We start from the raw sequence: 26,637 nt of genomic DNA on the forward strand, positions 1-26,637 counted from the left end.
GTCACACCAGCTTCACGGTGCCGACGCTGTTGTGGTCGGCCTCGATTGCCTCCTCGTAGCCGGCAAGCGCCTGACGTGCCTCGTCGAGCGCCTCCATGGTGTCGCGAAGCTTGGCACCGATGCGCTCCATGTCGAAGGCCTCCGTCGCGTGCAGCAGCTCGTGGCTCCAGTCGTGGGCGAGCGCGATGGTGTCGTCGATCTGCTTCACGCTCATGGCGAGCTGGCTCATGTTCATTCCGACGTCATGCATAGTGTTCCTCCTTGCGTCGCGTATCAGTGTATCGCTTTCCGTGCGACATCGCCGGTACATGCGAAGGGCACGACCCGCGATGCGAGCCGCGCCCTTCGTCGGGAAGGCTGCTGTCAGTCAAAGGGAGGGGGAGGAAAGGTTCGCTACAGCGCCTTCTCGATCTCGGCTGCAAGGCGCGCCTTGGGCATGGCACCGACGGTGCGCATGGCCTCGTTTCCGGCCTTGAGCATCACGAGCGTGGGGATGGACATGACGCCGTACTTCATGGCGATGTCCTGGTTCTCGTCGACGTTGCATTTGGCGACGATCAGCTTGCCCTCGAGCTCTCCCGCCAGCTCGTCGACGATCGGCGAGAGCGTGCGGCACGGGCCGCACCACGGTGCCCAGAAGTCGATGAGGACCGGCAGGTCTTCCTTGAGCAGGCTGTCGAAATTCTGGGGCGTGATCTCGGTGATATGTACCATCGGGTCCTCCTATGGACTATCGCGCCTGCGCGCGGTTGTTTCGTACGCTTGGGGTTATACCCAGCCGTTCGCCCGCATTGCACGCGATTTCGGGTATTTGGGGAGGGGCCGGGCGTGTCCGCCGGTCCGTCGCGCGCCCAGAATGCTCCTGGCTTTTTGGAACACGGCGCGTTTCGGCGTGCGGTCGTGTTCGAGGTATGATGCTACTGCAGGAGGACCTATGAGGAGGGGTGCCATGCGCGTTTCGTCGTCGGAAGCCAAGGAGGCCGTGGTGGGTGCCGTGGAGCAGGAGCTCGTGTCGCTGCGGGCCCGCGGGGTCGTCATGGCGGGCAACGCGTTTTCCCCGATTGTTCTCGTCAAGGGTTCGTTGAATGACGAGGAGCGCACCGGGGCGGTGCTGCTTTCCGGCGCGGACGGGACGGCGTTGCGCGCCGCGCTCGGCGCGATCGGGTACGCGCCCGAGGATTTCTGTGCGCTGGCGTCGGTTGCGGGTGAGGCGGATGTTTCCGAGCGAGCAGCCGAGCCGGACCGCCCCCTGCCTTCCGGGGTTTTTCGCGAGGCGCTCGAAGCGCTCGACCCCGAGGCGGTTATCCTGCTGGATGACGCGGCGGCCGATGTGATGCGCGAGGCGTATGCCGATGCCCTCGTCGCCATCGAGGACTTCGATACCGCGATGCTCAAGCCGGGGTTGGTCGCCCATGTGCTGGGTCGTCGCGTGCTCGCGCTCGATGGATTCGAGGCGTCGCTCGGCGATCCGAAGGAGAAGCAGCGCATGTGGGCGTATATCAAGCAGCTTCCCCCGGCAGGCGCCCCCTATTAAAGCGTGTTGCAGACCGCCCGGCGGCGTCGAAAAACCCCAGGGGTTATTTTGCATGCAAAATAACCCCTGGGGTTTTTCGACGCCGCCGGGCGCACCAGAACGCAAGAAGGCCCGGCTCCTTGTGGAACCGGGCCTTCTGCTCAAAGCGCGTTACGCGAGCGAGTTACTCCTCGATCTCGGTGATGGCGCCGGCCGGGCAGGCCTCCTGGCAAGCGCCGCAGGCGATGCAGGAATCCTCGTCGGTCACGGTGGCGACATCGTTGAGCTCGAGAACGCCCTGGGGGCAGGAGTCGACGCAAACGCCGCAGGCGATGCACTCGTCGGCATCAATGATAGGCTTGGCCATGGTAGTGTCCTCTCTCTGTGCGATACACGTTGCGTTCGATGCTACAGGCGAACGTGCATCGAACATGTCTGGGCTAAACATACCACGAGGGACCATCATTGCAAGCCTCGAGGGCATCATTTTCATACCGTTCGCCGAGTAAGCCAAAGCTGACAGATTGGCATCTTCGCTGCGAGCCAGGGCAGCTCGGCACCCTCTCTCCACATTTTTAGAAAATCTTATATGGAATGACTTAGATTTTGTATAAGCGGGCCTATAAGGGGATATAGTATGGTCGAACGAAAAAACGCGTGGCGCCGGGTTGCCCCGAGCCACCCGGCACGTACAAGAAAGAAGAGGGATAGATCATGAGCAAGATCCTCGGTATCGACCTTGGTACCACCAACTCCGCCATGGCGGTCTACGAGGGCGGCGATCCCACCATCATCGTGAACGCCGAGGGCGACCGCACCACCCCGTCCGTCGTGGGCTTCCGCGCCGACGGCGACCGCGTGGTCGGCAAGGCCGCTAAGAACCAGGCGGTCACCAACCCCAAGAACACCGTGTTCTCCATCAAGCGCTTCATGGGCCGCAAGTACTCCGAGGTCTCCTCGGAGATCAAGACCGTCCCGTATGAGGTCAAGGAGGGCCAGGGCGGCCGCGCCGTCGCCGCCATCGACGGTCAGGACTTCACCCCGGAGCAGGTCAGCGCCATGATCCTGCAGAAGATGAAGACCGACGCCGAGAAGTACCTCGGCGAGACCGTCACCGACGCCGTCATCACCGTTCCGGCCTACTTCAACGACGCCCAGCGTCAGGCCACCAAGGACGCCGGCAAGATCGCCGGTCTGAACGTCAAGCGCATCGTCAACGAGCCGACCGCCGCAGCGCTCGCCTACGGTCTCGACAAGCAGGGCACCGACCAGCGCATCCTCGTCTTCGACCTGGGTGGTGGCACGTTCGACGTCTCCATCCTCGATCTGGCCGACGGCGTGTTCGAGGTCTTGTCCACCTCCGGTGACAACCACCTGGGTGGCGACGACTGGGATCAGCGCGTCATCGACTGGCTGGCCGACAAGTTCCAGTCCGACAACGGCATCGACCTGCGCCAGGACCCCATGGCCCTGCAGCGCCTGAAGGAGGCCGCCGAGAACGCCAAGAAGGAGCTCTCCGCCGCCCAGCAGGCCACCATCAACCTGCCCTTCATCACCGCCGACGCCACCGGCCCCAAGCACCTCGACTACACGCTGACCCGCGCCGAGTTCGAGCGCATCACGCATGACCTGCTCGAGCGCTGCAAGCAGCCGGTGACCAACGCCTTGCGCGACGCCAACCTCAAGCTCTCCGACCTGACCGAGGTCATCCTCGTCGGCGGCTCCACCCGTATGCCCGCCGTGCAGGATCTCGTCAAGAACATGACCGGCAAGCAGCCGAACATGTCCGTGAACCCCGACGAGGTCGTCGCCGCCGGTGCTGCCGTCCAGGGCGCCATCCTCTCCGGTGACGGCCCCTCCGACATCCTGCTGCTCGACGTCACGCCGCTGTCGCTGGGTGTCGAGACCATGGGCGGTATCATGACCAAGATGATCGACCGCAACACCACGATCCCGACCTCCAAGACCGAGATCTACTCCACGGCGGCAGACAACCAGACCTCCGTCGAGATCAACGTCCTGCAGGGCGAGCGCGAGCTGGCTCGCGACAACAAGAGCCTGGGCAAGTTCCAGCTGACCGGCATCCCGGCCGCCCGCCGCGGCGTGCCGCAGATCGAGGTCACCTTCGACATCGACGCCAACGGCATCGTGAAGGTCTCCGCCAAGGACAAGGGCACCGGCAAGGAGCAACAGATCACCATCTCCGGCTCCACCGCGCTGTCCGATGACGAAGTCGATCGCATGGTCAAGGACGCCGAGGCCCACGCCGAGGAGGACAAGAAGCAGAAGGAGGAGGTCGAGATCCGCAACCAGACCGACAGCCTCGCCTACTCCACCGAGCAGACCCTGTCCGACCTGGGCGACAAGGTCAACGCCGACCTCAAGGCCAAGGCCCAGTCCGCCATCGACGAGGCCAAGAAGGCCCTCGAGGGCTCCGATGTCGAGGCGATCAAGACCGCCGGCGACAACCTGCAGTCCGTGGCCTACGAGCTCGCGCAGATCGTCTACGCCGATGCCCAGCAGGCCACCGAGGGTGGCGCCGCCGGTACCGCAGCCGGCTCCGACGATGATGTCGTCGATGCCGACTACGAGGTCGTCGACGAGGACAAGTAATCATGTCCGCCCGCAATGACCACACGGAGGCGGCCGCCGCTGCCGCCTCCGCGGATGCTGAGGAGAAGGACGTGAAGATTCCCGTAGAGGCAGCCGACGAGGCGACGGAGGCTGCCAAGCCCGAGACGGTCGAGGACCGGACCGCTTGCGCCGACGCCGCCGAGGAGGTGCCCGCCATGACCGAGGAGGAGATGGTCGAGGCCGCCATCCGCGCCGGTGAGCAGGCCGCCAACGACGACTTCAAGCTCAAGTTCGAGCAGGCGAGCGACGAGCTGGCGCAGGCTCGCGCCGATCTGGACGCCGCCGTCGAGGCTCGCGAGGCCGCCGAGGCCAAGGCGGCCGAGGCCGCCGACCGCACCGCGCGCCTGCAGGCGGATTGGGAGAACTTCCGCCGCCGCACCGCTGCGGAGCGTCTGGCTGAGCGCGAGCGCGCGACCGAGAAGCTCGTGACCGACCTGCTTCCCGTCGTGGACGACATCGAGCGTGCCATCGCGCATGCTCGCACCCAGGAGCTGTCCGACGACTTCAAGCAGTTCGTCGACGGTGTCGAGGCGGTCCACGCCAAGCTGCTGGGCGTCTTCGAGCACGAGGGCGTCAAGCCGATCGACCCCGCGGGCGAGCCGTTCGATCCGCTCGAGCACCAGGCTGTCGGCCGCGTCGAGGACCCGGAGGTCTACGACGAGACGGTGCGCGATGTGTACCAGAAGGGCTATCGCATGGCGGACCACATTCTTCGCGCCGCCATGGTCACGGTGACCTACGGCGGTGCCAAGAGGCCCGCACCGGAGCCCGAGGAGGCGCCGGATGAGGCGGCCTCCGAGGCTACCGAGGAGTAAACGCGAAGGCTCCGGGGCCGGCAAAGCTCCGGAGCCTTTTTAGGATGCGCGGGCGGATGCTTTCCGTTTCGCGCAGAGGCTGCATATGCACATGGGCCGGAATCGGATTCCGGCCGTGCATCAGGAAAGGAGGGGGCGTAGATGCCGCAGGGTAAGACGTTCTACGACGTATTGGGTGTCCAGAAGAACGCCTCCGACCAAGAGATCAAGAAGGCCTTCCGCAAGCTCGCGCAAAAGTACCATCCCGACGCGGGCGGCGACGAGGCCAAGTTCAAGGAGATCTCCGAGGCGTACGATACGCTCTCGGACCCCAAGAAGCGCAAAGAGTACGACCAGATGCTGATGTTCGGCGGCATCCCGGGCGCCGGTGGCGGTGGCTACACCTATACCGGCGGCGCCGGAGCCGGCGGCTGGAGCGATATCTTCAGCAGCATCTTCAACGGTGACGGCGCGTTCGGGTCCGACTGGGCGAGCGGGTTCGGCGGCATGGGCGGCGCTGCGGGCGGTGCCCGTGCGGCGAGCCGCCCGCGCAAGGGCAGCGACCTGTCGCTGTCGGTCGACGTGTCCGCCGAGGACGCGTTCCGGGGTGTCACGCATAAGGTGACGTATCGCATCCCGTCCACCGGTGAGCAGCAGACCATCACGGTCTCGGTGCCCGCGGGTGCGGTCGACGGCGGCAAGCTGCGCTACAAGCGGCGCGGCGAGTACGGCGTCAACGGCGGCGAGCGCGGCGATCTGGTGGTGACCACCAACGTCGCCGAGCATCCGTTGTTCAAGCGCAAGGGCGCCGACGTGACCATGGAGCTGCCGATCTCGATGTACGAGGCGGCGCTCGGGTGCTCGGTTGAGGTGCCGACGCCCGGCGGCGCGACGGTTCGCCTCAAGGTGCCCGCGGGCACCCAGTCGGGCAAGACGTTCCGGTTCAAGGAGATGGGTGCGCCCGATGTGAAGCATCGCGGGCGCACGGGTGCGCTGCTGGTCAAGGTGGCCGTGCAGGTGCCCACCGGTCTTTCGGGTGACGAGAAGACCGCGCTCGAGAAGCTCCGCGACGCCGATCGTCGCGATTATCGCGCCGAGGTTAACCGCTATCGCGCGAAGGTGTAGGTGCCGGTGCCTTCGGCCCGGCCGACCGGACTGAGGCGCCGCGCCTTGCCGCTCAAGCCTTCGGGCGCCGCACGCTAGGTGTGCGCCCTTGGCTTTCACGGCAATCTGCGGTACCTCAGTCCGGCCGACTCCGTGACCGACAAGATGGGGCCGGGTTCATTCTTGTCGCTTGCGTGGTAGATTACTGATATGAAGCACGCCCGGATCGTTACGAGAAGTTTGGGGATTGAACATGGCTGATGATGCGCGCAACAAGCCGCTGTACATGATTTCCGTCGCGGCGGAGCTCACGGGCATGCACCCCCAGACCCTGCGTGTCTACGAGTCCAAGGGCCTCGTGAACCCGCAGCGTTCGGGCGGCAACACGCGCCTGTATTCGCGCGCCGATATCGAGCGGCTCGAGCTCATCAACCAGCTGACCGACGAGGGCATCAACCTTGCCGGCGTGGTGCGCATCCTCGACATGAAGGAGCGCGCCGAGGAGCGCGAGCGCGAGATGGAAAAGCTCCGTGCCCGCGTGCGTGAGCTCGAGGAGCGGGTCCACGAGTTCAAGATGCAAAAGAAGATCACCGCCCTCGCCCCGCGCGACGGCTCGGCCGACCCCCATCAGGTCCTGCGCGGCCTTCTCGGCGGCGGCGACCTGTAGGTTCAATCGATTGCCGGGTGCACCGCCCGCAAAATTACCCCAGGGGTTTTGTTACATTCGGCGGGACAATATCCCGCCGAATGTAACAAAACCCCTGGGGTAATTTTGCGGGCGGTGCGGGCCGCGGGCTAGACGCCCCACAGATTGCGGATCTTATCCAAAAAGACGTTCGCTGCCGGAGAGAATTCCTGGTAGCGCTTCCACGCGATGGTGATGTCAGCATGCATGGGCGGATCGAGCGGCCGGAACGCCAGGCCGCTGCCCGCCGAGGTGTCAACGATATCCTCGAGGCTGATGACGTAGCCCACGCCGCGACGCGCGAGCAGTGCGGCGTTGAACAGCAGGTTATATGTGGCGACGATGTCCAGTTCGGCAAAGTCGTGCTTGAACCACCTGCGCATCTCCTGGCTGGCCTGTCGCGAGAAGATGAGCGGCCGGTCCAGCAGGTCTTCGGCGCGAATGACATCGCACTGGGCAAGCGGGTCGTCCTCGCGCATGAAGACGCCCCAGGTGTCACGCGCAGGCAGTTCAAGGGTCTCGTAGCGCGAGAGGTCGGTCTGCCCGATAAACACGCCGAAGTCGATGCGTCCGGTGTCCAGGCGCTCGCCCACGTCCTCGGCGTTACCGCTGAACAGCGAAAAGCGCAGCAGGGGATAGGTCTCTTGCAGCTCGGCGATCACGTCGGCGATAAGCCCCATGGCCTGCGTCTCGCCGCCGCCGATACGCACTTCGCCGGCGAGTGTGTCGGCCGATACCAGAAACTCCGATTCCGTGCGCCCCACAAGGTCGACAATCTCCTCGGCGCGCTTGCGCAGGCGCATGCCCGCCTCGGTGAGCTCGATGCGGCGGCTGCCGCGCTCGAAGAGTTTGCAGCCCAGTTCGTGCTCCAAGTCCTGCATCTGGCGCGAGAGCGAGGGCTGCGAGATGTGCAGCACGTTTGCCGCGCCCGAAATCGTGCCCTCGCGGGCAACCATCAGGAAGTACTGCAGATGGCGAAGCTCCATGGCGCGACCTTTCTATGCGTGTAAGGCATGATGTAGGTGGAATCATACCTTACGTGAGCTGGATAGAGGCGGGGCTCTCCATTTACAGCTTTACGACGCCCAGCAGCCGCCTCATTGGACAATTTGTTCAGATATGAAGGTTTCGGCGACGATTAATTCCCTAAAAACTGTCGTCGTGGCCGCTTCAAAGCTATTTTGTTCAGGATATCGCGCACATCTACCTTGCAAGATAAACTTAAATATTGCGTTTGAAGCAATTTCTTCTCTTTCAGCCGATTGGCAACCTTCATATCTGAACAAATTGTCCAAAGCGAGGGAGCGCGGCTGGATTCGCCCCTCGCTTTCATGCGATAAAAGCCTTTCGGCGATGGGTTTCCCGCTATAGCGCGACGATTTCGCCCAGCAGCGGTGCAAGTACGCGCGCCGGGTTCCTCACATGGTCGGCGGGCACACGCGGGTTGCCGTTGAACGTCGACCAATCCGGTGCATCGACCGTTCCCCAGTGGGTGCACAGAAGCCGCGTGTTGGGGCACGTGTTTGCAAGTTCACGTCGATGTCGTGGCCGATGCCCGGCAGCCCCTCGTCACGTGCTGCGCTCGCGACGTAGTGCGGGGCATGGCACGCCGGGCATGACGCGGGCGAGTGAGTGCCCGCGTGCGGCATACGAACTCGGCGCATCGCTGTAGCAGGATGGGGGCGGATCGACCAAGAGGGATCCGCCCCATTTTGTTTGATTGACAAGATCGAACCCGGCCCCAACTTGTCGCGGCCCCGGCTTGTCGCTCGGGCTTGATGGCGGGCCGAAGTCGTGCTATTAGTTTGTATGCAAACAGTTGCTAAGCAAACTAAATGGAGGACATCGTGGCGTCCATCGATCCCTGGGAGCGCGACATCAATTGGCAGCTCCTCATCGCATATAGCTATTCGGGTCGCGCTATAGGCCGGCTCACCCGTGCGGCGGGCCTCACGACCGGCCAGCCAAAGGTCCTGCAATACCTCACCACGCACGACGGGTGTACGCAAAAGGAGATCGGCATCGGGTGCGCGCTCGATAAGTCGACGGTGGCGGGCCTGCTCAGCCGCATGGAGGCGGCGGGCCTCATCCGCCGGGATGCCCGTGCGGACGATCGCCGTGAGGCGGCGGTGTGCCTTACGGAAGAGGGCGCGGCGGCGGCGCAGGTGGCCGCTTCCAATGCCGCGCAGGTGGACGAGATCGCGCTCCGGGGCTTCGACGCCGCCGAGCGCGCGGAGCTGTCCGACCTGCTCGCGCGCGTCATCCGCAACTTCAAGCAGCATGAGGGGGTGGCGTAGCGTGGCGGCGTCGGAGGATTCGCGCCGCATGGGCCACCCGAGCAGCCGTCTGCCTGAGCGTTACCTGTGGTTCGTCATCGGCGTCGCCGTCAATTCGTTCGCCATCGCGTTGATCGCCAAGGCCGATCTGGGCGTGGGCACGATCTCGTGCGTCGCCTACGTTCTCGCCGAGGCGAGCGGTCTGTCGTTCGGGGCCTTCACCTTCATCGTCAACATGCTGTTCATCGTGGGTCAGATCGTGCTGCTCCGGCGCGACTTCAGGCCCATCCAGTTCCTACAGGTTGTGGTGAACATCGTGTTCAGCTCGCTGATCGACGTGAGCACGGCGCTTATGGCGGGCTTTACGCTCGATACCCTGCCGCTTCAGATCGCGGGTCTCGTTGTGGGATGTGCCCTGCTCGCTCTCGGCATCGCCGTCGAGGTTGCGCCGAACGTCCTGTTGGTGCCGGGTGAGGGAATCGTGCGCGCGATCAACGCGGTGACGCAAAAGCCCTTCGGCTCCTGCAAGGCGGCGTTCGACACCTCATTGGTGGTAATCGCGCTTGCACTTTCCTTTGCCCTGCTCGGAGGTATCGTGGGCGTCGGTGTCGGCACGGTCGTCTCGGCGCTTGCCGTGGGACGCATCGTGAATGTCCTGAACCGGCACGTGCCGCTGCTGGCGCACATCGCGGGACTCACGCGATCGGGCATCGGCGCGCCTGAGGACGCCCTGTAAGACTTGCGACTATGTAAAATAACCCCAGGGGTATTTTTACATGTGACAAGATCGAACCCGGCCCCACCCCGTCGGTCAGGCTTGGAGGCTGTCGAGGAAGAGCTGGACGGCGCGTGAGCGCGGGGCATTGCGTTTCCAGACGACGTCGATGATCGAGACCGCGGGAGGGTAGAGCAGGCGGAACTCGAGGTCTGTGTTGCCGCCCGTTTCGGTGAGGCCCTCGAACGAGATCATCCTGCCGACGCCTTCACGCACCAGCATCGTCGCGTTGAAGGACAGGTTATACGTCGCGACGACATCGAGCTCGCGTCCATGCTCGCCGAACCATGCTCCCAGAGGGCCGGTCGGACCGTCGCCGCTCCAGGAGCGTCCGGGCATGATGAGCGGGGCGTCCGCCAGGTCTGCGGGCCCGATGACCTCCTGCTCTGCCAGCGGGTCGCCCGCCTGCATGATGATGCCCCAGGCATCGGTGGGTTGCAGACGCAGGTGCTCGTAGCGGTCGTTGTCGGGATGCGACATGAGGACGACGAGGTCGTCCAGCCCGTGCTCGAGGCGCTCGATCGAGTCCGTCGCGATGGCGCTGTGCAGATGGAAGCGCACCTGTGGATAGCGCGTACGGAACTGCGCGATATGTCGCGCGATTTGCCGCATGGCGACGCTCTCGCCGGCACCGATGTGGATGTCGCCGGCGACGATGCCCTCGTCGTGCGTGAAGTCGGCGGCGGTCTGGTCGGCGAGCCCGACGATTTCCTGTGTGCGCCGCCGCAGGTACCGGCCCTTTTCGGTGGGCGTGACGCTGCGACTATGGCGCTCGAACAGCTCGCAGCCCAGCTCGCGCTCGAGCGCGGCGATCTGACGCGACAGCGCCGGCTGGGTCATGTGCAGCGCTTCGGCGGCGCGCGACATGGTGCCGTATTCGCAGACGGCAAGGTAGTAGCGAAGTGCGCGGATCTCCATAGCGGCGTCCCCTTAAACCATTACAGAAACCTATATCACGATATACAGTATAAGCAATTGTATTCCTTTTCCTCGGGGTGGAAACTGGTATCAGAAGCACTGGAGGGGAGGAGAACCGTGGCGCAGGACATCGCGATGCACTTCGGGGACGCGACCGTTTCCGCCCAGCTCAACGATACCGCGACGGCCCGCGCATTTGCCGCCTTGCTGCCCGTGACCGTCCGCATGAGCGCGTCAGCCGTGGGCGTTTGCGGTGCGGCTTCGTTCGAGCTTCCCGTCGATTCCGCGTCGATCCACCGCGGCTGGGCGAACGGCGACATCAACTACAACCCCGGCGGCGGCTGGCTCGCGGTGTTCTTCGACGATGAGGAAAACTCGCCGCGTTACGGCGACCAGTTCACCATCGGCTGCATCGCAGGGCCGCTTACGACGCTCCGCGCGCTTTCCGGTACCTACGACGTCCTCATCGAGGCGTGCGCATAGCAAGGTTCCATCCACGAAGGGAGCATCATGCAGTACACGACGCTTGGCCATTCAGGTATCGAGATCTCGAAGCTCTGCTTGGGCGGCATGAGCTTCGGCAAGCCGTCGCCCGATTTTCATCAGTGGACCATCGGGCCCGACGACACCCGCGCGGTCATCAAGCGCGCGCTCGACCTCGGCATCAACTTCATCGATACGGCGAACACCTACTCCTTCGGCACGAGCGAGGAGTACATCGGCGCTGCCCTGCGCGACCTCGGCGTCGCCCGCGACAAGGTGGTGCTCGCCAGCAAGGTCTACTTCAACGAGGGCAAGCTCTCGCGCGAGGCCATCAACCGCGAGATCGACGGCACGCTCAAGCGCCTGGGGACCGACTACCTCGACCTCTACATCATCCACCGCTTCGATTACGACACACCGATTGAGGAGACCATGGAAGCGCTTGACGGCCTCGTGCGCGCTGGCAAGGTCCGTGCGCTCGGCGCGAGCGAGATGTACGCCTATCAGCTGCACAATATGCAGGTTGTGGCGCAGCAGAACGGCTGGACGCCGTTCACGAGCATGCAGTGCCACTACAACCTGCTCTATCGCGAGGACGAACGCGAGATGATTCCCGTGTGCCGCCAGTTTGGCATGGCGCTCACGCCGTACTCGCCGATGGCGTCCGGTCATCTGTGCCGTCCTACCTGGGATTCCGAGTCCTGCCGCTCCACGACCGACACCACCATGCGCAACAAGTACGACGCGGCGCGCGATAACGATATGCAGATCGTGGGCCGTGTGGCCGAGGTGGCCGAGCGCCACGGCGTGCCGATGGCGCAGGTTGCGCTCGCATGGCACTGGGCGCGCGGCGTTGAGTCGCCCATCGTGGGGTGCTCGCGCCCTGAGCGCGTGGACGATGCCGTGGCGGCACTCGACGTGGAGCTGACGGCCGACGAGGTCGCCTACCTGGAGGGGCCCTACGCCGCCCATGAGCTCGTGGGTCCCGCTGCCCGGCCGGGCGAAAAGCCCCTCGCAGGCACCACCAACCCCAACACCAAGGCGGGAAAATAGGGACTGTCCCCATTTTCCCAGCGACAAGATGGTGCCAGGTACAAGGGAAATTAGGGACTGTCCCTATTTTCCCAAGAGGAGGAAATGAGCATGAAAGAGTTTGAGAAGACCGATCCGGAGTATGCGGAGCGCTTTGCGCACTTCGCGTGTGAGCAGGTGCCGAACGACCCGGCGGCCGAGCTGCCGGCGCGCGAGCGCTATCTGGCGATTCTCGCCGCTCTGTTGGGCTGCCAGGGTGTCGACGAGTTTCGCGTGATGGCGGGCGAGGCGCTCGACGCCGGCGTGACGCCCATCGAGCTCAAGGAGGTCGTCTACCAGGCCACGGCGTATCTGGGTATCGGCCGCGTGCGCCCGTTCGTCACTGCCGCCAACGGGGTTCTGACCGCCCACGGCGTCGAGCTGCCCCTGCCCGGGCAGCAGACGACCACGCTCGAGACGCGCCAGGCCGCCGGCAACCAGAAGCAGATCGAGTACTTCGGCGAGCACATGCGCGAGAACTGGGCAAGTGGTCCGGCGGAGCGCGCGCACATCAACCGCTGGCTTGCCGACAACTGCTTTGGCGACTACTACACCCGCGGCGGCCTGTCCGATCTTGACCGCGAGATGATCACGTTCTGCTACATCGCTGCCCAGGGCGGCTGCGAGCCGCAGGCCACGGCACATGCCGGTGCGAACCTCAAGCTGGGCCGTGACCGCGATTTCATGTACCGCGTGGTCTCGCAGATGTTGCCCTACATCGGTTACCCGCGCAGCCTGAATGCCCTGACCTGCATCGACAACGCCGTTGCGGCGCGTGCGTAAACGCCAGCCAAACCAAAGGAGGGAACCATGGCAACCAACGACTTCGCCCCCATGTTCGGCATGGGCAGCCCCAACGACGCCTATGCGCAGTACTTCATCGGCAACTCGTATCTCAACCCGCTGACCGATGCGGCCGAGGCGGGCGTCGGCATGTCCAACGTCACCTTCGAGCCCGGATGCCGCAACAACTGGCATATCCACCATGCGAGCAAGGGCGGCGGGCAGATCCTTATCTGTACCGACGGCCGCGGCTGGTACCAGGAGTGGGGCAAAGAGCCCCAGGAGCTCACGCCCGGCACTGTCGTGGTGATCCCAGCGGGCGTCAAGCATTGGCACGGCGCGGCACGCGACTCGTGGTTCAGCCACATCGCCTTCGAGGCTCCCGGCGAGGACACCTCCAACGAGTGGCTCGAGCCCGTCGACGACGCCCAATACCCCATGTAAAAATACCCCAGGGGTTATTTTACATCCCATGTCTGCTACGATGGGCGCGACGACATCGGAGGCGCCATGGACATTCCCGCGACGGAGCATTACAAGTTCTTCAACCATTCGGCATGCGAGTTCTATCCCTGCCACGACATGCCGGCCGACGAGCTCAACTGCTTGTTCTGCTTCTGCCCGCTCTACTGTTTGGGTCCCGAGTGCGGCGGCAACTTCCGCTATGTGGGCGAGGACGGCGACATCAAGGACTGTTCCGCCTGCACCCTGCCGCATCGCAGGGAGAACTACGACTACGTCATGCGGCAGTTCGAGCGTGTGAAGGACATCGCGAGCCGACGCACGACGTAAGGACGCGGCGTCCGCCTTGCCGGAAGACGGCAAAATCGGGCGCCGTGCTTTCCATGGACGCGTTGATACTTAGAACGACGCGAGCACCTCGGGGGTGAGGCGTTCGGCCACGGCGATGCCCATGCGCGCCGCCGTGCGAATGTCCTCCACCGCGCAGATGGCCGTGCCCGCGTGGATGTAGCGGCACGGGATGCCCGCCACGACGCTCGGGATGTCGAGCTGATGGAGCACGCCGCCGTTCGTGCCGCCGCCCGTGCGCACGGCGGTCTGCGCGGGCAGGTCGCACGCCGCGGCGACGCCCAGCACAAAGCGCTGGTAGCGCGGGTTGGTGATCATGCAACGGTCGAAGTAGCGGAACATGGGGCCCCGGCGAAGCGCCGTCTGGATCTCGTCGGCAGGGGTGAAGGTGTCGTCGGCGGGGCAGCCCTCGAACAGGAAGGCGGCATCGGGCTTGACCTGCCGCGCCGCCGCGCCCACGCCGCGCTCGCCCATCTCCTCCTGCGCGGAGATGCAGCCGATGACGTTGACGGGGAGGTCGTCGCGAGTGGCGAGCTCACGCAGGGCGAGCAGCAGCGCGCAGACGCCGACGCGGCAGTCGAACGCCTTGCCGATGGCGATGCCGGTTGCCTCGTCATAGGTGAAATCGGTCGCGGGCACGATCGGCTCGCCGATACCGATGCCGAAGCGCTCGATGGCGTCCGTCTTGGACGTGGCACCCACGTCGAGCGTCAGCGGCGCCGTGCCTTCGGCGCGCTCGGCGGCGCCCCAGAAGTGCGGCGGCTTGACGCCGATGACGCCGCGGGTCCACGCACCGCGCGTCGTGCGCACCCAGACATCCTGGCCGGCGAGCGTGTTGGGGGCGAAGCGTCCCAGCTCCACGAAGTTCATCGTGCCGACCGCGTGGATCGACTGGACCATGCCGCCGACCTCGTCGCCGTGCGCGTCGAACATGAGCGTCGGCTTGTCCGACGAGACGTTGCCCGGCGTGATGATGACGTCGAGCAGGCTGTTGACCTCGACGGTCGCCCAGCCGTCGCAGAACTCGCGGACGATGTCGACGACCTCGTCCTCGAAGCCCGACGGGGCCTTGGCGTTCGAGAGGCGGGCGAGCAGATCGATCAGTTCGGTATCGGTGGTGGCCATGGGCGCTTCCTTTCGAAGGACGGTTCATCGCCCCCTATTGTTCCACAACCAAATGTAATAAAACCCCTGGGGTTATTTTACGGCGTGGTGATGCGGGGGTGCGTAATAAAACCCCTGGGGTTATGTTGCATCGATAGCTGCTGGGCATACCTTGCTATAGCTTATAGGTCTTTTACATGGATAAGAGTGCGGCGTACCATGGTTTCACGTTAGGAGGCATCAATGGGTGAACTGAGCGAAGACCTTGAGCGCTGCCTGTGCGATTGCGCGTGCGACGAAGTCCGTGCTGCGAAGGCTCGCTGCTCGTGCGAGGAGGGGCGCGTCCGCGAGACCAAGCGCATGCTGCTCGATGAGCGCCGGCGCCTGCTCGACGAGCTGCATGCCAGCCAGCGTGGCATCGATGCGATCGACCATATGCTCCATCGTGTGAGCTGCGAGTGCGTGCCGTGTGCGGTGGACGTGTCGGAAGGTGGGGAGGGTTCCCATGAGTGACCGCGTCGCAGAGATCCTGCTCGACTCGTTTTCCAAGATCCTCATTCCGGGTCTGACCGCCACGATTCCGTTGGCGCTCATCTCGTTTGCCATCGCGCTCGCGATCGCCATCGCGGTGGCGCTCGTGCAGTACGCACGGGTGCCCGTGCTCACGCAGCTCGCGCGCTTCTACATCTGGATCATCCGCGGCACGCCGTTGCTCGTCCAGCTGTACGTGGTGTTCTACGGCCTGCCCGATTTCGGCATCGTGCTCGACCCGTTCCCGACGGCGATTATCGTGTTTTCCATCAATACGGGTGCCTATTCGGCCGAGACCATCCGCGGCGCGCTGGAATCGGTGCCGGCGGGGCAGCTTGAGGCGGGGTATTGCGTGGGCATGAGCTATATGCAGATCATGCGCCGCATCCTGTTGCCGCAGGCGTTGCGTGCGGCGTTCCCGCCGCTTTCCAACGAGCTCATCGCGCTGGTGAAGGATACCTCGCTCGCCGCGAACATCACCGTGCTCGAGATGCTCATGGCGACGCAGCAGATCGTGTCGCGCACCTACGAGGCCCTGCCGCTGTACCTGGAGGTTGCGGCCATCTACCTGCTGTTCTCCACGGTGCTCACTTGGTTGCAGGGTATCGGCGAGAAGCGGCTCGCGTCGTTTGGCATGGCGAGGGGGTAGACGATGGCGGAGGATATGCTGCGTCTTGAAGGTGTGCGCAAGACGTTCGACGGAACCGAGGTTCTGCACGGCATCGACCTTACCGTGCGCCGCGGCGAGGTCGTGGCGATTCTGGGTCCGTCCGGATCCGGTAAGACCACGCTGCTGCGCTGCGCGAACTTTTTGGAGCGCGCCGATGCCGGCGTGCTCGAATTCGGCGGCGAGTGCTATGACCTTGCGCGGGCGACCAAGCGCGAGATGGCGGCGGTGCGCCGCCGGACGGCCTTCGTGTTCCAGAACTACAACCTGTTTCGCAATCGGACGGTGCTGGGCAACGTGATGGAGGGGCTGGTCGTGGCGCGCAAGATGCCGCGCGCCCAGGCGGAGGAAATCGCTCGCCGCTGTTTGGAGCGCGTCGGTATGGCGGACCGTGCCGACGCCTACCCCGCGCAGCTTTCCGGCGGCCAGCAGCAGCGCGTGGCCATCGCCCGCGCCATGGCGACCGATCCGGAGATCATCTACTTCGACGAGCCCACGAGCGCCCTCGACCCCGAGCTGACCGTCGAGGTGCTGGGTTCCATGCGCCGGCTTGCCGAGGACGGCATGACCATGCTCGTGGTCACGCATGAGATGGGCTTCGCGAAGAACGTCGCCGATCGCGTGGTGTTCATGGAGGACGGCATCGTGGTGGCTGCGGCGCCTGCCCGCGAGTTTTTCGACCATCCGGCCAACGACCGCGTGCGCGCCTTCCTGCGCACCGTCGGAGGAGAAGGCTTGGGAAAATAGGGACAGGCACCTTTTTCCCACGTGAAAATGGGTTGGATGGGGACGTGTTCCATCCAACCCACCCGCCCGTCTTTGAGAGGGGTTGGATGAAAAGGGTTGGACCGAACACGTCCCCAAATGAACCAAAAAGGGTTGGGACGAACACGTCCCCAAATGACCCATCTTTGAGAGGAGAACGATATGATTGCTCATGATATTTCGCGCCGCGGGTTCCTGACAGCTGCGGCCGGTGTGGCGACGCTCGGTCTTGCCGGCTGCGGTGGCGGCCGGGGAGAGGGGGGCGCTGCAACCGCGTCGAGCGACGGCGACCTGCTCGCGCAGATCACCGAGCGCGGTGCCATGACGTTTGCCACCGAGGGCACGTGGAGTCCGTGGACGTTCCATAACGAGGCCGGTGATCTGACCGGGTACGACATCGAGGTCGCCCGCGTCATCGCGGAGCGCTTGGGCGTCGAGGCCGAGTTTGCCGAGGGCGAGTGGGACGGCCTGCTCGCGGGCCTCGATTCGGGCCGGTATGACACCATGGCCAACGGCGTGTCCGTCACCGATGAGCGTGAGGAGAAGTACGACTTCACCGAGCCGTATGCGTACAACCGCATCGTGGTGATCACGACCGGCGATTCGGACATCGCGAGCATGGATGATCTTGCGGGCAAGACGACGGCCAATACGCTGGGGTCGAGCTACGCTGTCCTCGCCGAGAGCCACGGCGCCACCAACACGGGCGTCGATGACTTCAACCAGACCATCCAGTTGCTCGAAAGCGGTCGTATCGACGCGACGCTCAACGACGAGGTCGTGTTCTACGACTACATGAACCAGCACCCGGAAGCGGATCTCAAGATCGCGGCGGAAAACGACGAGCCGACGCATGTCGCGTTTCCCCTGCGCAAGGAGGCCGCCACGGAGAGCCTGCTTGCAGCCATGAACGATGCCATCGCGGCGCTGCGCGAGGACGGCACGCTGTCCGAGCTTTCGAACGAGTTCTTCGGTGTCGATATCACCGAGGCCTAGATCCCGCCGATGCAAAATAACCCCAGGGGTTTTATTACACGAGGGGCACCCGGTGCCCCTCGTGTAATAAAACCCCTGGGGTTATTTTGCATCATGGCCCCTGCCCTGGCCGTGGTGGCCCTTCTCGCTGTGATGTGCGCCGTCGACGCCCTCGGTCTCGGCCAGATCGAGCAGCTCGCGCATGGTCATGCCGGACGCCTCGTCGGCGGAGATGTCCACGCCCGCATCGACAAGCTCCTGCCACACGCGGTACTTGCCGATGCCGATGCCGGCGCTCGTTGCGGCGTGGTGCTCCTCCTCGCTCGCATGCGAGCAGTGGACCTGGCCCACGCCCGATGCGTCCAGGCACCGCGTGCCGACGTCTTCGAGCTGGCTCGCCGCATGGCGGTCGTCGCAGATGATGGTGACCTCGATGGCGGAGGTATCGTCGAGGTAGTCCTGCAGCGCCTGTTCGATGGAGGTCATCGCCTGTTCGTACGTGTCGCCCTGCACATCCGCCGCGGCGAGTACGCGCTCGCCGTCATCGTTGTAGGCGCGCGTGCTCGCCACGCGGTCAAAACGATTGATGCCCAGCTCGATCGAGGGGTTCACGTCGATCGCCACGTAGGCGTAGGGCTGCCACGCCCATGCCACGCCACCGATACCCAAGGCCACGAGCGTCAGGCAGGCGGCCAAGGCGGCGACGAGCGGCACGCGACGATGCGTGCGCGCGGTGCGGCGTGCCGTCTTGCCGTCGATGACGGTAAACGGCGTGGTTGCGACGGGGGAGGGGCCGGCTGTGGATTCGCCTGCCGCTTCCGCCTGCCGCTCGGCTTCGATGCGTGCGAGCGTGCGTTCGGCGAGCCCGGCGGGCATATGCACCTGATCGAAGGCCTCATGCATCCGCTGTTCGAGCTTGTCGGTCATGACAGGGCCTCCCTCAGCTGCTTTTTGCCGCGCGAGATCCATGAGTACACGGTGCCCTCCGGCATACCGGTCATCTGCGAGATCTCGCGTGCGGTGTAGCCCTCGTAGAGGGCGAGGTACAGTTGCGTTTTCGGCGGGTCGCCCAGCGCATCCATGGCGTCGAGGATCTCGCGCAGGCCGAGCGCCGCGTCATCGCTCTCGGCGCCGAGTTCCCCCTCGCGGCCCTCCTCGGTGAGCTCCTCGACCGAGGCGTTCTTGGTGCGCGCGCTTTTGAGGACATCCTTGCAGGCGTTGATGGCGACGCGCAGCAGCCACGCCTTTTCGTGCGAATCGCCGTTGAACGGAGCGTCGTGCAGGGCGAATTTGAGAAAGACGTCCTGGAAGACGTCCTCGGCGTCGGTGGGCTGTAGATACAGGAGGCACGCGCGCCACACCGCGTCGCCATGGGCGGCCATCGCCCGCTCGATATCGGTGCTTGCGCGCACGTGCCCTCCTTCAGCTGCCTTGCGATGTCATCCTACACGGGTGCGTTCCTGTCGTAGCCGGCGTTCTCGATGCGCTCCGATGGCTAGCAATGGCCGTGACGTCCACAGCCATGGTGGCCGCCGTTGCTGCTGGCGTTGCAACCGTGGTGGCTGCCCGCTCCGTCGCGTGCGCCGGATCCGTATCCGTTGCCCGTCCCGTTGCCGCGGTTGTCGCAGACGCCGTCACCGTCGGTATCCACATAGCACGATCCATGTCCGGTGCGGACGGTTCCGTAATTGTCGCACACCCCATCGCCGTCGGCGTCAACATAGCGGCTGCCGCAGCCGTTGTGCGGATGGTTGTCGGTTCCGCAGGTGTCGCAGACGCCGTCGTTGTCGGTATCTGAGAATCTGACGCATGTGGCCGAATCGTCTGCGGCTGTGATTGTCGAACACATGGTGCTCGCGGCTTGGCAGAGCCCGTCCTGAAGGCTGCCGCCACGGCCGCCCGCATTGCCGGCGGCCATTGCGGGGACGGCGCCGAAGATGGTCGCGCCTAGCGCGACGGCTCCCAAGGTGGTGACGATGGTGACTTTCGTGCTCTTCTTCATGATCGATCGTCCTTTCCGTCGATGTGCTTGCGAAGGTTCCCTTCACAACAGAAACGAACGAAGCCGCCGAATCCTTGCATCAACATGAGAAAAAACGCCAGACGTGACAAGGTCGTGCCGACAAGGTGGTGCCAGACAAGGTGGTGCCAGGTACAAACTTGTCATGTTCGATGGGCGCGTGGACAAGTTAGTGCCAGGCACAAATTTGTCGCAAACTTGTCGCGACGGCTGGTTCGTGCATGCTATGCAAGTTCAGCATGAAACGCTATTAAACATAGGCATTTGAAATGCCAGCCTCGCGCTCCGACAATGGGGATGAGCCGATATCGTCGCAGGAAGGGGCGCAGATGCAGAACGCAGAGCTTACGTTGACGCAGGAATGGGACAAGACGTTTCCGCAGTCCGAGTACGTCGACCACAGTAAGGCGATCTTCCATAATCGCTACGGCATCACGCTGGCGGCCGATCTCTACAAGCCGAAGCGCGCGCCGGTCGACGCAAAGCTTGCCGCCATCGCCGTGTGCGGGCCTTTCGGAGCGGTGAAGGAGCAGTGCGCCGGCCTGTACGCCCAGACCATGGCCGAGCGGGGTTTCCTGGCCATCGCCTTCGACCCGTCGTTCACCGGCGAGTCGGGTGGAGAGCCGCGCTACATGGCGAGTCCCGATATCAACACCGAGGATTTCCTTGCCGCTGTCGACTACCTGAGCTGTCGCGACGACGTTGACCCCGAGCGTATCGGCATCGTCGGCATCTGCGGTTGGGGCGGCATGGCCATCAACGCCGCGGCCCTCGATCCGCGCATCCACGCGACGGTCGCTTCCACGATGTACGACATGTCGCGTATCAACGCCAAGGGTTATTTCGACGAGGCCGACAGCGCCGAGGCACGTCAGGCTCAGCGTCGCGCCCTCGCCGAGCAGCGCACACATGACTACGCCGCAGGCACCTATGGCCGTGCCGGCGGCGTCGTCGACCCGCTGCCGGAGGACGCCCCGTTCTTCGTCAAGGATTACTACGACTACTACAAGACGCCGCGCGGCTACCATCCGCGCTCGCTCAACTCCAACGACGGCTGGAACGCAATCGGCACCCAGAGCTTCCTCAACCAGCCGATTCTTGCCTACGCGGACGAGATCGAGACCGCCGTCATGGTGCTCCACGGCGACGCCGCGCACTCCTGCTACATGGGTAAGGACGCGTTCGCGCAGCTCAAGGGTGACAACAAGGAACTCGTGCTCGTACCGGGCGCGGTCCATACCGACCTCTACGACGGCGGCGGCAAGAACGCCATCCCCTGGGACAAGCTCCAAGCGTTCTTCGAGCAATACCTCGCCTAGCGACAAGTTTGTACCTGGCACTAACTGGCAAGATGGTGCCAGGTGCAAACTTGTCGTGTCGGATTGGTTCGCCGACGCTCGCCCGCAGGACCCTTGTTGTAGCGCTTGCTTTCGCCGCATCCGGTCTGACCGGATGCGGCGATTCGGAGACGCCGACGACGGAAAGCCTGTCGGATATGGCGGGCGCCATCGCGCGGGAGCACGGTGGGCATCGAGACGGATGCAGGTACGAAAGGGGAAGCCGTGCAGATCACGGTGACGGTCAACGGTGTGCCCTTCGTGGCGACGCTTGCGGACAACACGGCGGCGTCAAAACTCGCCGAGATACTTTCGGGCGGGCCGTTGACGGTTGGCTTGAGCGACTATGCGGGGTTCGAGAAAGTTGGCGACCTGGGGTTCTCGCTTCCTGTGGAGAACGAGCGCATCACGACTGCTCCCGGCGATATCGTCCTGTACCAGGACGATCAGATCGTGTGTTTCTACGGTGAGAACACGTGGAGCTACACACGCTTGGCCCGGGTGGACGACCTCGCGGGCTGGGAGGAGGCGCTCGGGTCGGGCGCTGTGGAGCTCACGCTTGCGCTCCCATAGCAAACGAATGCGGCCAATAAGGGTGGGTCGCTTTTGGTCTGGGCGCCGCGACCGCGTCACTCGAGATGACATGGGCGACAAGGTTGCACCCGGCACCATCCTGTCGGTCAGCTTGACTTGAGTTGACGCTCGCAGAACTCCTTCAGGGGCGGCAGGCCCTCGGTGATGCTCTCCCAGAGGATATCGGTGTCTACACTGGCGTAGGCGTGCGCGATGATGTTCCGGAACCCGCGTATCTCGTGCCAGGCGATGTCGTCGTGCTGTTCGATAAACTCGTCTGACAGGTCGTTGACGAATTCTCCCATCTGCTGGATGTAGAATGCGCATCCGTCGCGGTAGAGCTCCTCCTCATCGAACTGCTCGCGTGTGGGGAAGAATCTCGCCCTGACGTCTTCGGTTTTACGGCAATATCTGAGAATCTGCTTGAGCGCGTTTCGTTCTTTATCGTTCATAGAGCAGCACCTGATCCTGTTGGATGTTCTGGCGAAAATCCTCGTCAAGGGAATCCAAGGTTACAACATCGACTGCCGCTTGGAGCTCGTGCTCAAGCTCATCGAGAAAGCCGCCCAGCGCAAGTCCCCGCATGGAGCCCTTATCGATGAGGATGTCGACATCGCTGTCCGGCTTTGCCACGCCGCGGGCGTAAGAGCCGAATAGCCATGCGCGATCGACGCCGTAACGGCGTGCGGCATCCGAGACGACACGCTTGATGCGTCCGAGGGGAAGCGTATCCTGTGAGGTCTGCGGCATCTGAACGGCAAAGGGGAGGCCTTTATTCAAGACGATCTGGGCGTAGAGGGCGGCAATCGCAGCGGAGGGGCTGAGCCCTAACGTGCGGAGAATGGCATCTGCCTGCTGTTTCGTGTTGCTATCGATACGAGCGCTGACGGTGATAAAAGTGCCCATGGTTCCTCCGTAATAGAATCTATTACAATGTAATAATACCTGAAACAGGAGTCGCCGACGCGACAAGATGGTGCTAGGTACAAACTTGTTGCACTTAGAAAATCTTATATATGGAGACTTAGATTTTGGTATAGCTGCTGCAAAAATAGGAAACAATACCTCTCGAACAGACGAATGCCGTCCCGCAGGGCGGCAGACAGACCGCGTGGGAAAAAAGTGCCTGTCCCTAATTTCCCACCGCAGGAGAGGTGAGGCATATGAGAATCGAGAAACTGGCCGTGACGTCGCGCGAGGCGCTGCAGGCGGCCATCGGCATCGCGAGCGATGCGCAGGCAGGCGCGGTGGAGCCCATCCACCTGCTGTCCGCGCTGCTCACGGGCGGTGAGCGCAACATCTCCGTCATCATCGAGCGCATCGGCGCCGACCCGACGCAGCTTTCGCACGCCGCGGCCGAGGCCATCGAGCACGCCCCGAAGGTCTCCGGCGACGGCGCCGAGATGGGCCTGTCGCGTGACCTCGTGCGTACGCTCGAACGCGCCGAGAAGCGCGCCACCAAGATGCAGGACAACTTCGTGGTGACCGAGCACCTGCTCATGGCGCTCGCCGAGGACAAGGGCGCCGCCGGCCAGGTCCTCAAGGCCGCCGGCGTCACGCCCGAGCGCATCGAGGAGGTCTACCAGGAGCTCCGCGGTGACGACCGCGTCAAGACCGCCGAGGACAAGACGCAGTTCGAGGCGCTGGAGCAGTACGGCCGCAACATCTGCGACCTCGCGCGCGCCGGTAAGCTCGACCCGGTCATCGGCCGTACCGACGAGATCCGTCGCACCATCCAGGTGCTCTCGCGCCGTACGAAGAACAACCCCGTGCTCATCGGCGAGCCCGGCGTGGGCAAGACCGCCATCGTCGAGGGCATCGCCCAGCGCATCGTGGCCGGCGACGTGCCCAGCACGCTCAAGGACCGCGACCTCATCGAGCTCGACATGAGCGCCCTTGTGGCCGGCGCCAAGTACCGCGGCGAGTTCGAGGATCGCCTGAAGGCCGTGCTGAAGGAAGTCGAGAAGTCCGAGGGCCGCGTCATCCTGTTCATCGACGAGCTGCACACCATCGTGGGTGCAGGTGCCACCGAGGGCTCCATGGACGCCGGCAACATCCTCAAGCCGGCGCTCGCCCGCGGCGACCTGCACGCCATCGGCGCGACCACGCTCGACGAGTACCGCAAGTACATCGAGAAGGACGCCGCGCTCGCCCGTCGTTTCCAGACGGTCATGGTGGGGGAGCCCTCCGTTGAGGACACCATCTCCATCCTGCGTGGCCTGAAGGAGAAGTACGAGATCTACCACGGCGTGCATATCACCGACGGTGCTCTTGTGGCCGCGGCGGACCTGTCCGACCGCTACATCGCCGACCGCTTCCTGCCTGACAAGGCCATCGACCTGGTGGACGAGGCCGCGTCCCGTCTGCGCATGGAGCTCGACTCCATGCCGGTCGAGATCGACCAGACGCAGCGCAAGCTCACGCAGATGCAGATCGAGGAGCAGGCGCTCATGAAGGAGACCGACGAGGCCTCCGCCGAGCGTCTGGAGGCCCTGCGCCAGGAGATCGCCGAGGTCCAGGAGAAGCTGAACGTCCAGAAGGCCGGTTGGCTCAACCAGAAGAACGCCATCGACCGCGTGCAGGATCTGAAGGCCCAGCTCGACCAGGCCAAGAGCGAGGAGGAGCGTGCGACGCGCGACGGTGACCTCGCCCGCGCCTCGGAGCTGCGCTTCTCGGTGATTCCGAGCCTGGAGCAGCAGGTGCGTGACGGCGAGGCCGAGATCGAGGCGCAAAAGACCGAGGGCGGCCTGCAGGAGCAGGTGACCTCCGACGAGATCGCCGAGGTCGTCTCCGCGTGGACCGGCGTGCCGGTGTCCAAGATGATGCAGGGCGAGATCGAGAAGCTCCGCGACCTGGAGGGCGACCTGCACAAGCGCGTCATCGGCCAGGACGAGGCGGTGCGTGCCGTCGCCGCGGCCGTGCGCCGCAGCCGCGCAGGCCTGGCCGATCCCGACAAGCCCATCGGTAGCTTCTTCTTCCTCGGCCCCACCGGTGTGGGCAAAACCGAACTCGCCAAGGCGCTCGCGACGTGCTTGTTCGACGATGAGCGCGCGCTCGTGCGCATCGACATGTCCGAGTACATGGAGAAGTTCAGCGTCCAGCGCCTGATCGGCGCGCCTCCGGGATACGTGGGCTACGACGAGGGCGGCCAGCTCACCGAGGCCGTGCGCCGTCGTCCGTACAGCGTCATCCTGCTCGACGAGATGGAGAAGGCGCACCCCGACGTGTTCAACATCCTGCTGCAGGTGCTCGACGACGGACGCCTGACCGACGGCCAGGGCCGCGTGGTGAGCTTCAAGAACACGATCATCATCATGACGTCGAATGTGGGCTCCAACGCCATCGCGGAGCTCTCCGGCAAGGACGACGAGGCCATGAAGCGCGAGGTCGACGAGGCTATGCGCCAGACGTTCAGGCCCGAGTTCCTGAACCGTATCGACGACATCGTCGTGTTCCACCCGCTCGGCATGGCGCAGATCGACAAGATCGTCGACATCCAGCTCGCCGACGTCCGCGCGCGCCTTGCCAAGGAGCGCATGACGCTCGACATCACGCCGAGCGCCAAGCAGATGCTCGCCGTGGGCGGCCTCGACCCGGTCTTCGGCGCGCGTCCGCTCAAGCGCCTGATCCAGACGGAGGTCGTGGACACCATCGCCGAGGCCATCATCGACGGTCGCGTGCGCGAGGGCGACCAGATCACGGTCGACGTCGACACCGACGGCAGGTTCTTCGTGGCGTCCGACGCCACGGGCCCGGCCCCGACCTACGAGATCCCCGAATAGCGGGAAAATAGGGACAGGCACTATTTTCCCAGTACAATGTCCCAAAAGGGGCCAGCCCCCTTTTGGGACATGTTCTTTGAACGAGAGGGGGCCGCCATGGCTCGACCGGAGGAGAAGGACCGTGCGGCGGCGCAGCGTCGCGCAACGCTGCCGGACGATCCGTTTATCCGTGCGGAGAACGAGGACGATGACGGGTACGACCCCTATTCCGATCGGCGTCCCGATCCGGAGCCGCTGTTCGAGCGCGATCCGTGGGGATAGATGGCGGGTTACCGCCGCATGGGCGGCTGCAGCAGGCTACTATAATTGAGTTGATTCGTTCGAATCCGATTGCGTCGCGCGTGTCGTCGCGTCGCATCAGGGAAGGAGACCCATGTCCTCGTTGTGCAAGACCGTCAAGGTCATCGCGCTCATCATGCTCGTGCTGGGCGTGTTGTCCGTCATCTTCGGCGCCGTGATGTTCATGAACGCCGGATCGCTCGATGCTGCCGACGGCGGTGCCGCCTCGGCACAGACCGCCGGCATCATCATGATCGCGACCGGCGTGTTCTACCTGATCGCCGGCATCTCCGGCGCACTCGGTGCGAATAACCCGGCGAAGCTCGGTACGTTCATCGTGCTGTGCGTCATCATCATGCTCGTCAACGTCGCCGGTGTGGTGCTGGTCCTGACGGGCGGTTCCGGCTCTCCCGTGTACAACATCGCGTACGCGGTCGTGGCGCTGATCGCCGCGGTGTGTGCGGTGCGCGCCAAGAAGGACGCGGCGGATCGCCTGCTCTAAGGCGTGGAGATTCGCATCGGGCCGATGGGCCGATGGGCGTTCTGCTAGAATGCTCACTACTTGCCTCCGTAGCTCAGGGGATAGAGCACCGCTCTCCTAAAGCGGGTGTCGACGGTTCGAATCCGCCCGGGGGCACCAGGGAACAAGACGGCGTCGCTGCTGCGGCGCCGTTTCTCGTTTGTACGGCTCGCGGCGGATTCGAACCCGCTGGGGTCGCGAGGCTGTGCAAACGCGTGAGCGTTTGCCAGCGAGCGTG

At 64.2% G+C, this 26,637-nt stretch carries 32 protein-coding genes and 1 tRNA gene; 22 read left to right on the forward strand and 11 right to left on the reverse strand.

Going from position 1 to position 26,637, the window contains the following annotated elements:
* Position 1: 1 nt before the first annotated feature.
* Together I6E04_RS07485 and trxA are read right to left on the reverse strand one after the other, a co-directional pair.
* Positions 2-250, reverse strand: a complete 249-nt coding sequence (locus I6E04_RS07485) for a hypothetical protein (protein WP_235422569.1) — start codon at positions 248-250, stop codon at positions 2-4.
* A 143-nt stretch (positions 251-393) separates the two neighbouring features.
* Positions 394-714, reverse strand: a complete 321-nt coding sequence (gene trxA / locus I6E04_RS07490) for a thioredoxin (RefSeq protein ID WP_235422570.1) — start codon at positions 712-714, stop codon at positions 394-396.
* A 235-nt stretch (positions 715-949) separates the two neighbouring features.
* Between trxA and I6E04_RS07495 the strand changes: the two genes are divergently transcribed.
* Positions 950-1,534, forward strand: a complete 585-nt coding sequence (locus tag I6E04_RS07495; RefSeq protein ID WP_235422571.1) for a hypothetical protein — start codon at positions 950-952, stop codon at positions 1,532-1,534.
* Positions 1,535-1,697: 163 nt separating this feature from the next.
* On the opposite strand, the gene I6E04_RS07500 is transcribed toward I6E04_RS07495, so the two are convergent.
* The gene (locus I6E04_RS07500; protein WP_204618010.1) at positions 1,698-1,880 is read right to left on the reverse strand and encodes a DUF362 domain-containing protein; all 183 of its coding nucleotides are present in this window, start codon (positions 1,878-1,880) and stop codon (positions 1,698-1,700) included.
* A 347-nt stretch (positions 1,881-2,227) separates the two neighbouring features.
* Between I6E04_RS07500 and dnaK the strand changes: the two genes are divergently transcribed.
* The 4 genes from dnaK (at position 2,228) to I6E04_RS07520 (ending at position 6,712) form a co-directional block, all read left to right on the forward strand.
* Complete coding sequence (gene dnaK / locus I6E04_RS07505) at positions 2,228-4,126, forward strand: molecular chaperone DnaK (RefSeq protein ID WP_235422572.1); 1,899 nt, start codon at positions 2,228-2,230, stop codon at positions 4,124-4,126.
* A 2-nt stretch (positions 4,127-4,128) separates the two neighbouring features.
* Positions 4,129-4,962, forward strand: a complete 834-nt coding sequence (locus tag I6E04_RS07510) for a nucleotide exchange factor GrpE (protein ID WP_235422573.1) — start codon at positions 4,129-4,131, stop codon at positions 4,960-4,962.
* Positions 4,963-5,103: 141 nt separating this feature from the next.
* Positions 5,104-6,066, forward strand: a complete 963-nt coding sequence (locus tag I6E04_RS07515) for a DnaJ C-terminal domain-containing protein (protein ID WP_235422574.1) — start codon at positions 5,104-5,106, stop codon at positions 6,064-6,066.
* A gap of 232 nt (positions 6,067-6,298) precedes the next feature.
* The gene (locus I6E04_RS07520) at positions 6,299-6,712 is read left to right on the forward strand and encodes a heat shock protein transcriptional repressor HspR (RefSeq protein WP_235422575.1); all 414 of its coding nucleotides are present in this window, start codon (positions 6,299-6,301) and stop codon (positions 6,710-6,712) included.
* Positions 6,713-6,840: 128 nt separating this feature from the next.
* Here the strand turns inward: I6E04_RS07520 and I6E04_RS07525 are convergent, their stop codons facing one another.
* Positions 6,841-7,716, reverse strand: coding sequence for a LysR family transcriptional regulator (locus I6E04_RS07525; protein WP_235422576.1), 876 nt, complete (start codon positions 7,714-7,716; stop codon positions 6,841-6,843).
* A gap of 849 nt (positions 7,717-8,565) precedes the next feature.
* Here I6E04_RS07525 and I6E04_RS07530 point away from each other — a divergent pair.
* Positions 8,566-9,027, forward strand: coding sequence for a MarR family winged helix-turn-helix transcriptional regulator (locus tag I6E04_RS07530; RefSeq protein WP_235422577.1), 462 nt, complete (start codon positions 8,566-8,568; stop codon positions 9,025-9,027).
* 1 nt (position 9,028) lies between these two features.
* Positions 9,029-9,742: a YczE/YyaS/YitT family protein gene (locus tag I6E04_RS07535; protein WP_235422578.1), complete on the forward strand. Its 714-nt coding sequence runs from the start codon at positions 9,029-9,031 to the stop codon at positions 9,740-9,742.
* A 75-nt stretch (positions 9,743-9,817) separates the two neighbouring features.
* Here the strand turns inward: I6E04_RS07535 and I6E04_RS07540 are convergent, their stop codons facing one another.
* Positions 9,818-10,699: a LysR family transcriptional regulator gene (locus tag I6E04_RS07540; protein ID WP_235422579.1), complete on the reverse strand. Its 882-nt coding sequence runs from the start codon at positions 10,697-10,699 to the stop codon at positions 9,818-9,820.
* A gap of 117 nt (positions 10,700-10,816) precedes the next feature.
* Here I6E04_RS07540 and I6E04_RS07545 point away from each other — a divergent pair, with 117 nt between their 5' ends.
* The 5 genes from I6E04_RS07545 to I6E04_RS07565 all read left to right on the forward strand — a co-directional run bounded on the left by I6E04_RS07545 (position 10,817) and on the right by I6E04_RS07565 (position 13,828).
* Positions 10,817-11,182 carry a cyclophilin-like fold protein gene (locus tag I6E04_RS07545; protein WP_235422580.1) on the forward strand — a complete coding sequence of 122 codons (366 nt, stop codon included), beginning with the start codon at positions 10,817-10,819 and terminating at the stop codon, positions 11,180-11,182.
* 27 nt (positions 11,183-11,209) lie between these two features.
* Positions 11,210-12,235, forward strand: a complete 1,026-nt coding sequence (locus tag I6E04_RS07550; protein WP_235422581.1) for an aldo/keto reductase — start codon at positions 11,210-11,212, stop codon at positions 12,233-12,235.
* 90 nt (positions 12,236-12,325) lie between these two features.
* Positions 12,326-13,036, forward strand: coding sequence for a carboxymuconolactone decarboxylase family protein (locus I6E04_RS07555; protein WP_235422582.1), 711 nt, complete (start codon positions 12,326-12,328; stop codon positions 13,034-13,036).
* Between the two features lie 27 nt (positions 13,037-13,063).
* Complete coding sequence (locus tag I6E04_RS07560; protein ID WP_235422583.1) at positions 13,064-13,480, forward strand: cupin domain-containing protein; 417 nt, start codon at positions 13,064-13,066, stop codon at positions 13,478-13,480.
* Positions 13,481-13,546: 66 nt separating this feature from the next.
* Entirely contained in the window at positions 13,547-13,828 is a 282-nt protein-coding gene (locus I6E04_RS07565; protein ID WP_235422584.1) for a cysteine-rich small domain-containing protein, read from the forward strand.
* Positions 13,829-13,897: 69 nt separating this feature from the next.
* Here the strand turns inward: I6E04_RS07565 and I6E04_RS07570 are convergent, their stop codons facing one another.
* Positions 13,898-14,971, reverse strand: coding sequence for a M42 family metallopeptidase (locus tag I6E04_RS07570; protein ID WP_235422585.1), 1,074 nt, complete (start codon positions 14,969-14,971; stop codon positions 13,898-13,900).
* Positions 14,972-15,193: 222 nt separating this feature from the next.
* On the opposite strand from I6E04_RS07570, the gene I6E04_RS07575 reads away from it, so the two are divergent.
* From I6E04_RS07575 to I6E04_RS07590, 4 genes are all read left to right on the forward strand, one after another.
* Entirely contained in the window at positions 15,194-15,463 is a 270-nt protein-coding gene (locus tag I6E04_RS07575) for a hypothetical protein (protein ID WP_235422586.1), read from the forward strand.
* On the forward strand, positions 15,456-16,130 hold the full coding sequence (locus I6E04_RS07580) for an amino acid ABC transporter permease (RefSeq protein WP_235422587.1): 675 nt from the start codon (positions 15,456-15,458) through the stop codon (positions 16,128-16,130). Before I6E04_RS07575 ends, I6E04_RS07580 begins: the two co-directional genes overlap by 8 nt.
* A gap of 3 nt (positions 16,131-16,133) precedes the next feature.
* Positions 16,134-16,895 (forward strand): amino acid ABC transporter ATP-binding protein, encoded by a 762-nt coding sequence (locus I6E04_RS07585; protein WP_328225604.1) that lies wholly within the window; start codon positions 16,134-16,136, stop codon positions 16,893-16,895.
* Positions 16,896-17,075: 180 nt separating this feature from the next.
* On the forward strand, positions 17,076-17,909 hold the full coding sequence (locus I6E04_RS07590) for a transporter substrate-binding domain-containing protein (protein ID WP_235422588.1): 834 nt from the start codon (positions 17,076-17,078) through the stop codon (positions 17,907-17,909).
* Between the two features lie 81 nt (positions 17,910-17,990).
* Here the strand turns inward: I6E04_RS07590 and I6E04_RS07595 are convergent, their stop codons facing one another.
* The 3 genes from I6E04_RS07595 to I6E04_RS07605 form a co-directional block, all read right to left on the reverse strand.
* A complete protein-coding gene (locus I6E04_RS07595) occupies positions 17,991-18,815 on the reverse strand; it encodes an anti-sigma-I factor RsgI family protein (RefSeq protein WP_235422589.1) in 825 nt (274 codons plus the stop codon).
* The gene (locus tag I6E04_RS07600) at positions 18,812-19,300 is read right to left on the reverse strand and encodes an RNA polymerase sigma factor (RefSeq protein ID WP_235422590.1); all 489 of its coding nucleotides are present in this window, start codon (positions 19,298-19,300) and stop codon (positions 18,812-18,814) included. Before I6E04_RS07600 ends, I6E04_RS07595 begins: the two co-directional genes overlap by 4 nt.
* Before the next feature lie 83 nt (positions 19,301-19,383).
* On the reverse strand, positions 19,384-19,890 hold the full coding sequence (locus I6E04_RS07605) for a hypothetical protein (RefSeq protein WP_235422591.1): 507 nt from the start codon (positions 19,888-19,890) through the stop codon (positions 19,384-19,386).
* 347 nt (positions 19,891-20,237) lie between these two features.
* Between I6E04_RS07605 and I6E04_RS07610 the strand changes: the two genes are divergently transcribed.
* Entirely contained in the window at positions 20,238-21,227 is a 990-nt protein-coding gene (locus I6E04_RS07610; protein WP_235422592.1) for an alpha/beta hydrolase, read from the forward strand.
* Positions 21,228-21,470: 243 nt separating this feature from the next.
* Positions 21,471-21,818, forward strand: a complete 348-nt coding sequence (locus I6E04_RS07615) for a cyclophilin-like fold protein (protein ID WP_235422593.1) — start codon at positions 21,471-21,473, stop codon at positions 21,816-21,818.
* A 107-nt stretch (positions 21,819-21,925) separates the two neighbouring features.
* Here the strand turns inward: I6E04_RS07615 and I6E04_RS07620 are convergent, their stop codons facing one another.
* Both I6E04_RS07620 and I6E04_RS07625 read right to left on the reverse strand, forming a co-directional pair.
* A complete protein-coding gene (locus I6E04_RS07620; protein ID WP_235422594.1) occupies positions 21,926-22,270 on the reverse strand; it encodes a HepT-like ribonuclease domain-containing protein in 345 nt (114 codons plus the stop codon).
* A complete protein-coding gene (locus tag I6E04_RS07625) occupies positions 22,260-22,724 on the reverse strand; it encodes a type II toxin-antitoxin system RelB/DinJ family antitoxin (protein WP_235422595.1) in 465 nt (154 codons plus the stop codon). Before I6E04_RS07625 ends, I6E04_RS07620 begins: the two co-directional genes overlap by 11 nt.
* A gap of 257 nt (positions 22,725-22,981) precedes the next feature.
* On the opposite strand from I6E04_RS07625, the gene clpB reads away from it, so the two are divergent.
* The 4 genes from clpB to I6E04_RS07645 all read left to right on the forward strand — a co-directional run bounded on the left by clpB (position 22,982) and on the right by I6E04_RS07645 (position 26,519).
* Positions 22,982-25,600 (forward strand): ATP-dependent chaperone ClpB, encoded by a 2,619-nt coding sequence (gene clpB / locus I6E04_RS07630; protein ID WP_235422596.1) that lies wholly within the window; start codon positions 22,982-22,984, stop codon positions 25,598-25,600.
* Positions 25,601-25,696: 96 nt separating this feature from the next.
* Complete coding sequence (locus tag I6E04_RS07635; RefSeq protein WP_235422597.1) at positions 25,697-25,861, forward strand: hypothetical protein; 165 nt, start codon at positions 25,697-25,699, stop codon at positions 25,859-25,861.
* A gap of 112 nt (positions 25,862-25,973) precedes the next feature.
* Positions 25,974-26,381, forward strand: a complete 408-nt coding sequence (locus tag I6E04_RS07640; protein ID WP_235422598.1) for a tetraspanin family protein — start codon at positions 25,974-25,976, stop codon at positions 26,379-26,381.
* Positions 26,382-26,443: 62 nt separating this feature from the next.
* Positions 26,444-26,519, forward strand: a tRNA-Arg gene (locus tag I6E04_RS07645).
* The last annotated feature ends 118 nt before the right edge of the window (positions 26,520-26,637 follow it).

The sequence above is a fragment of the Collinsella tanakaei genome, from assembly GCF_021531055.1.
GTDB classification, from domain to species: domain Bacteria; phylum Actinomycetota; class Coriobacteriia; order Coriobacteriales; family Coriobacteriaceae; genus Collinsella; species Collinsella tanakaei_B.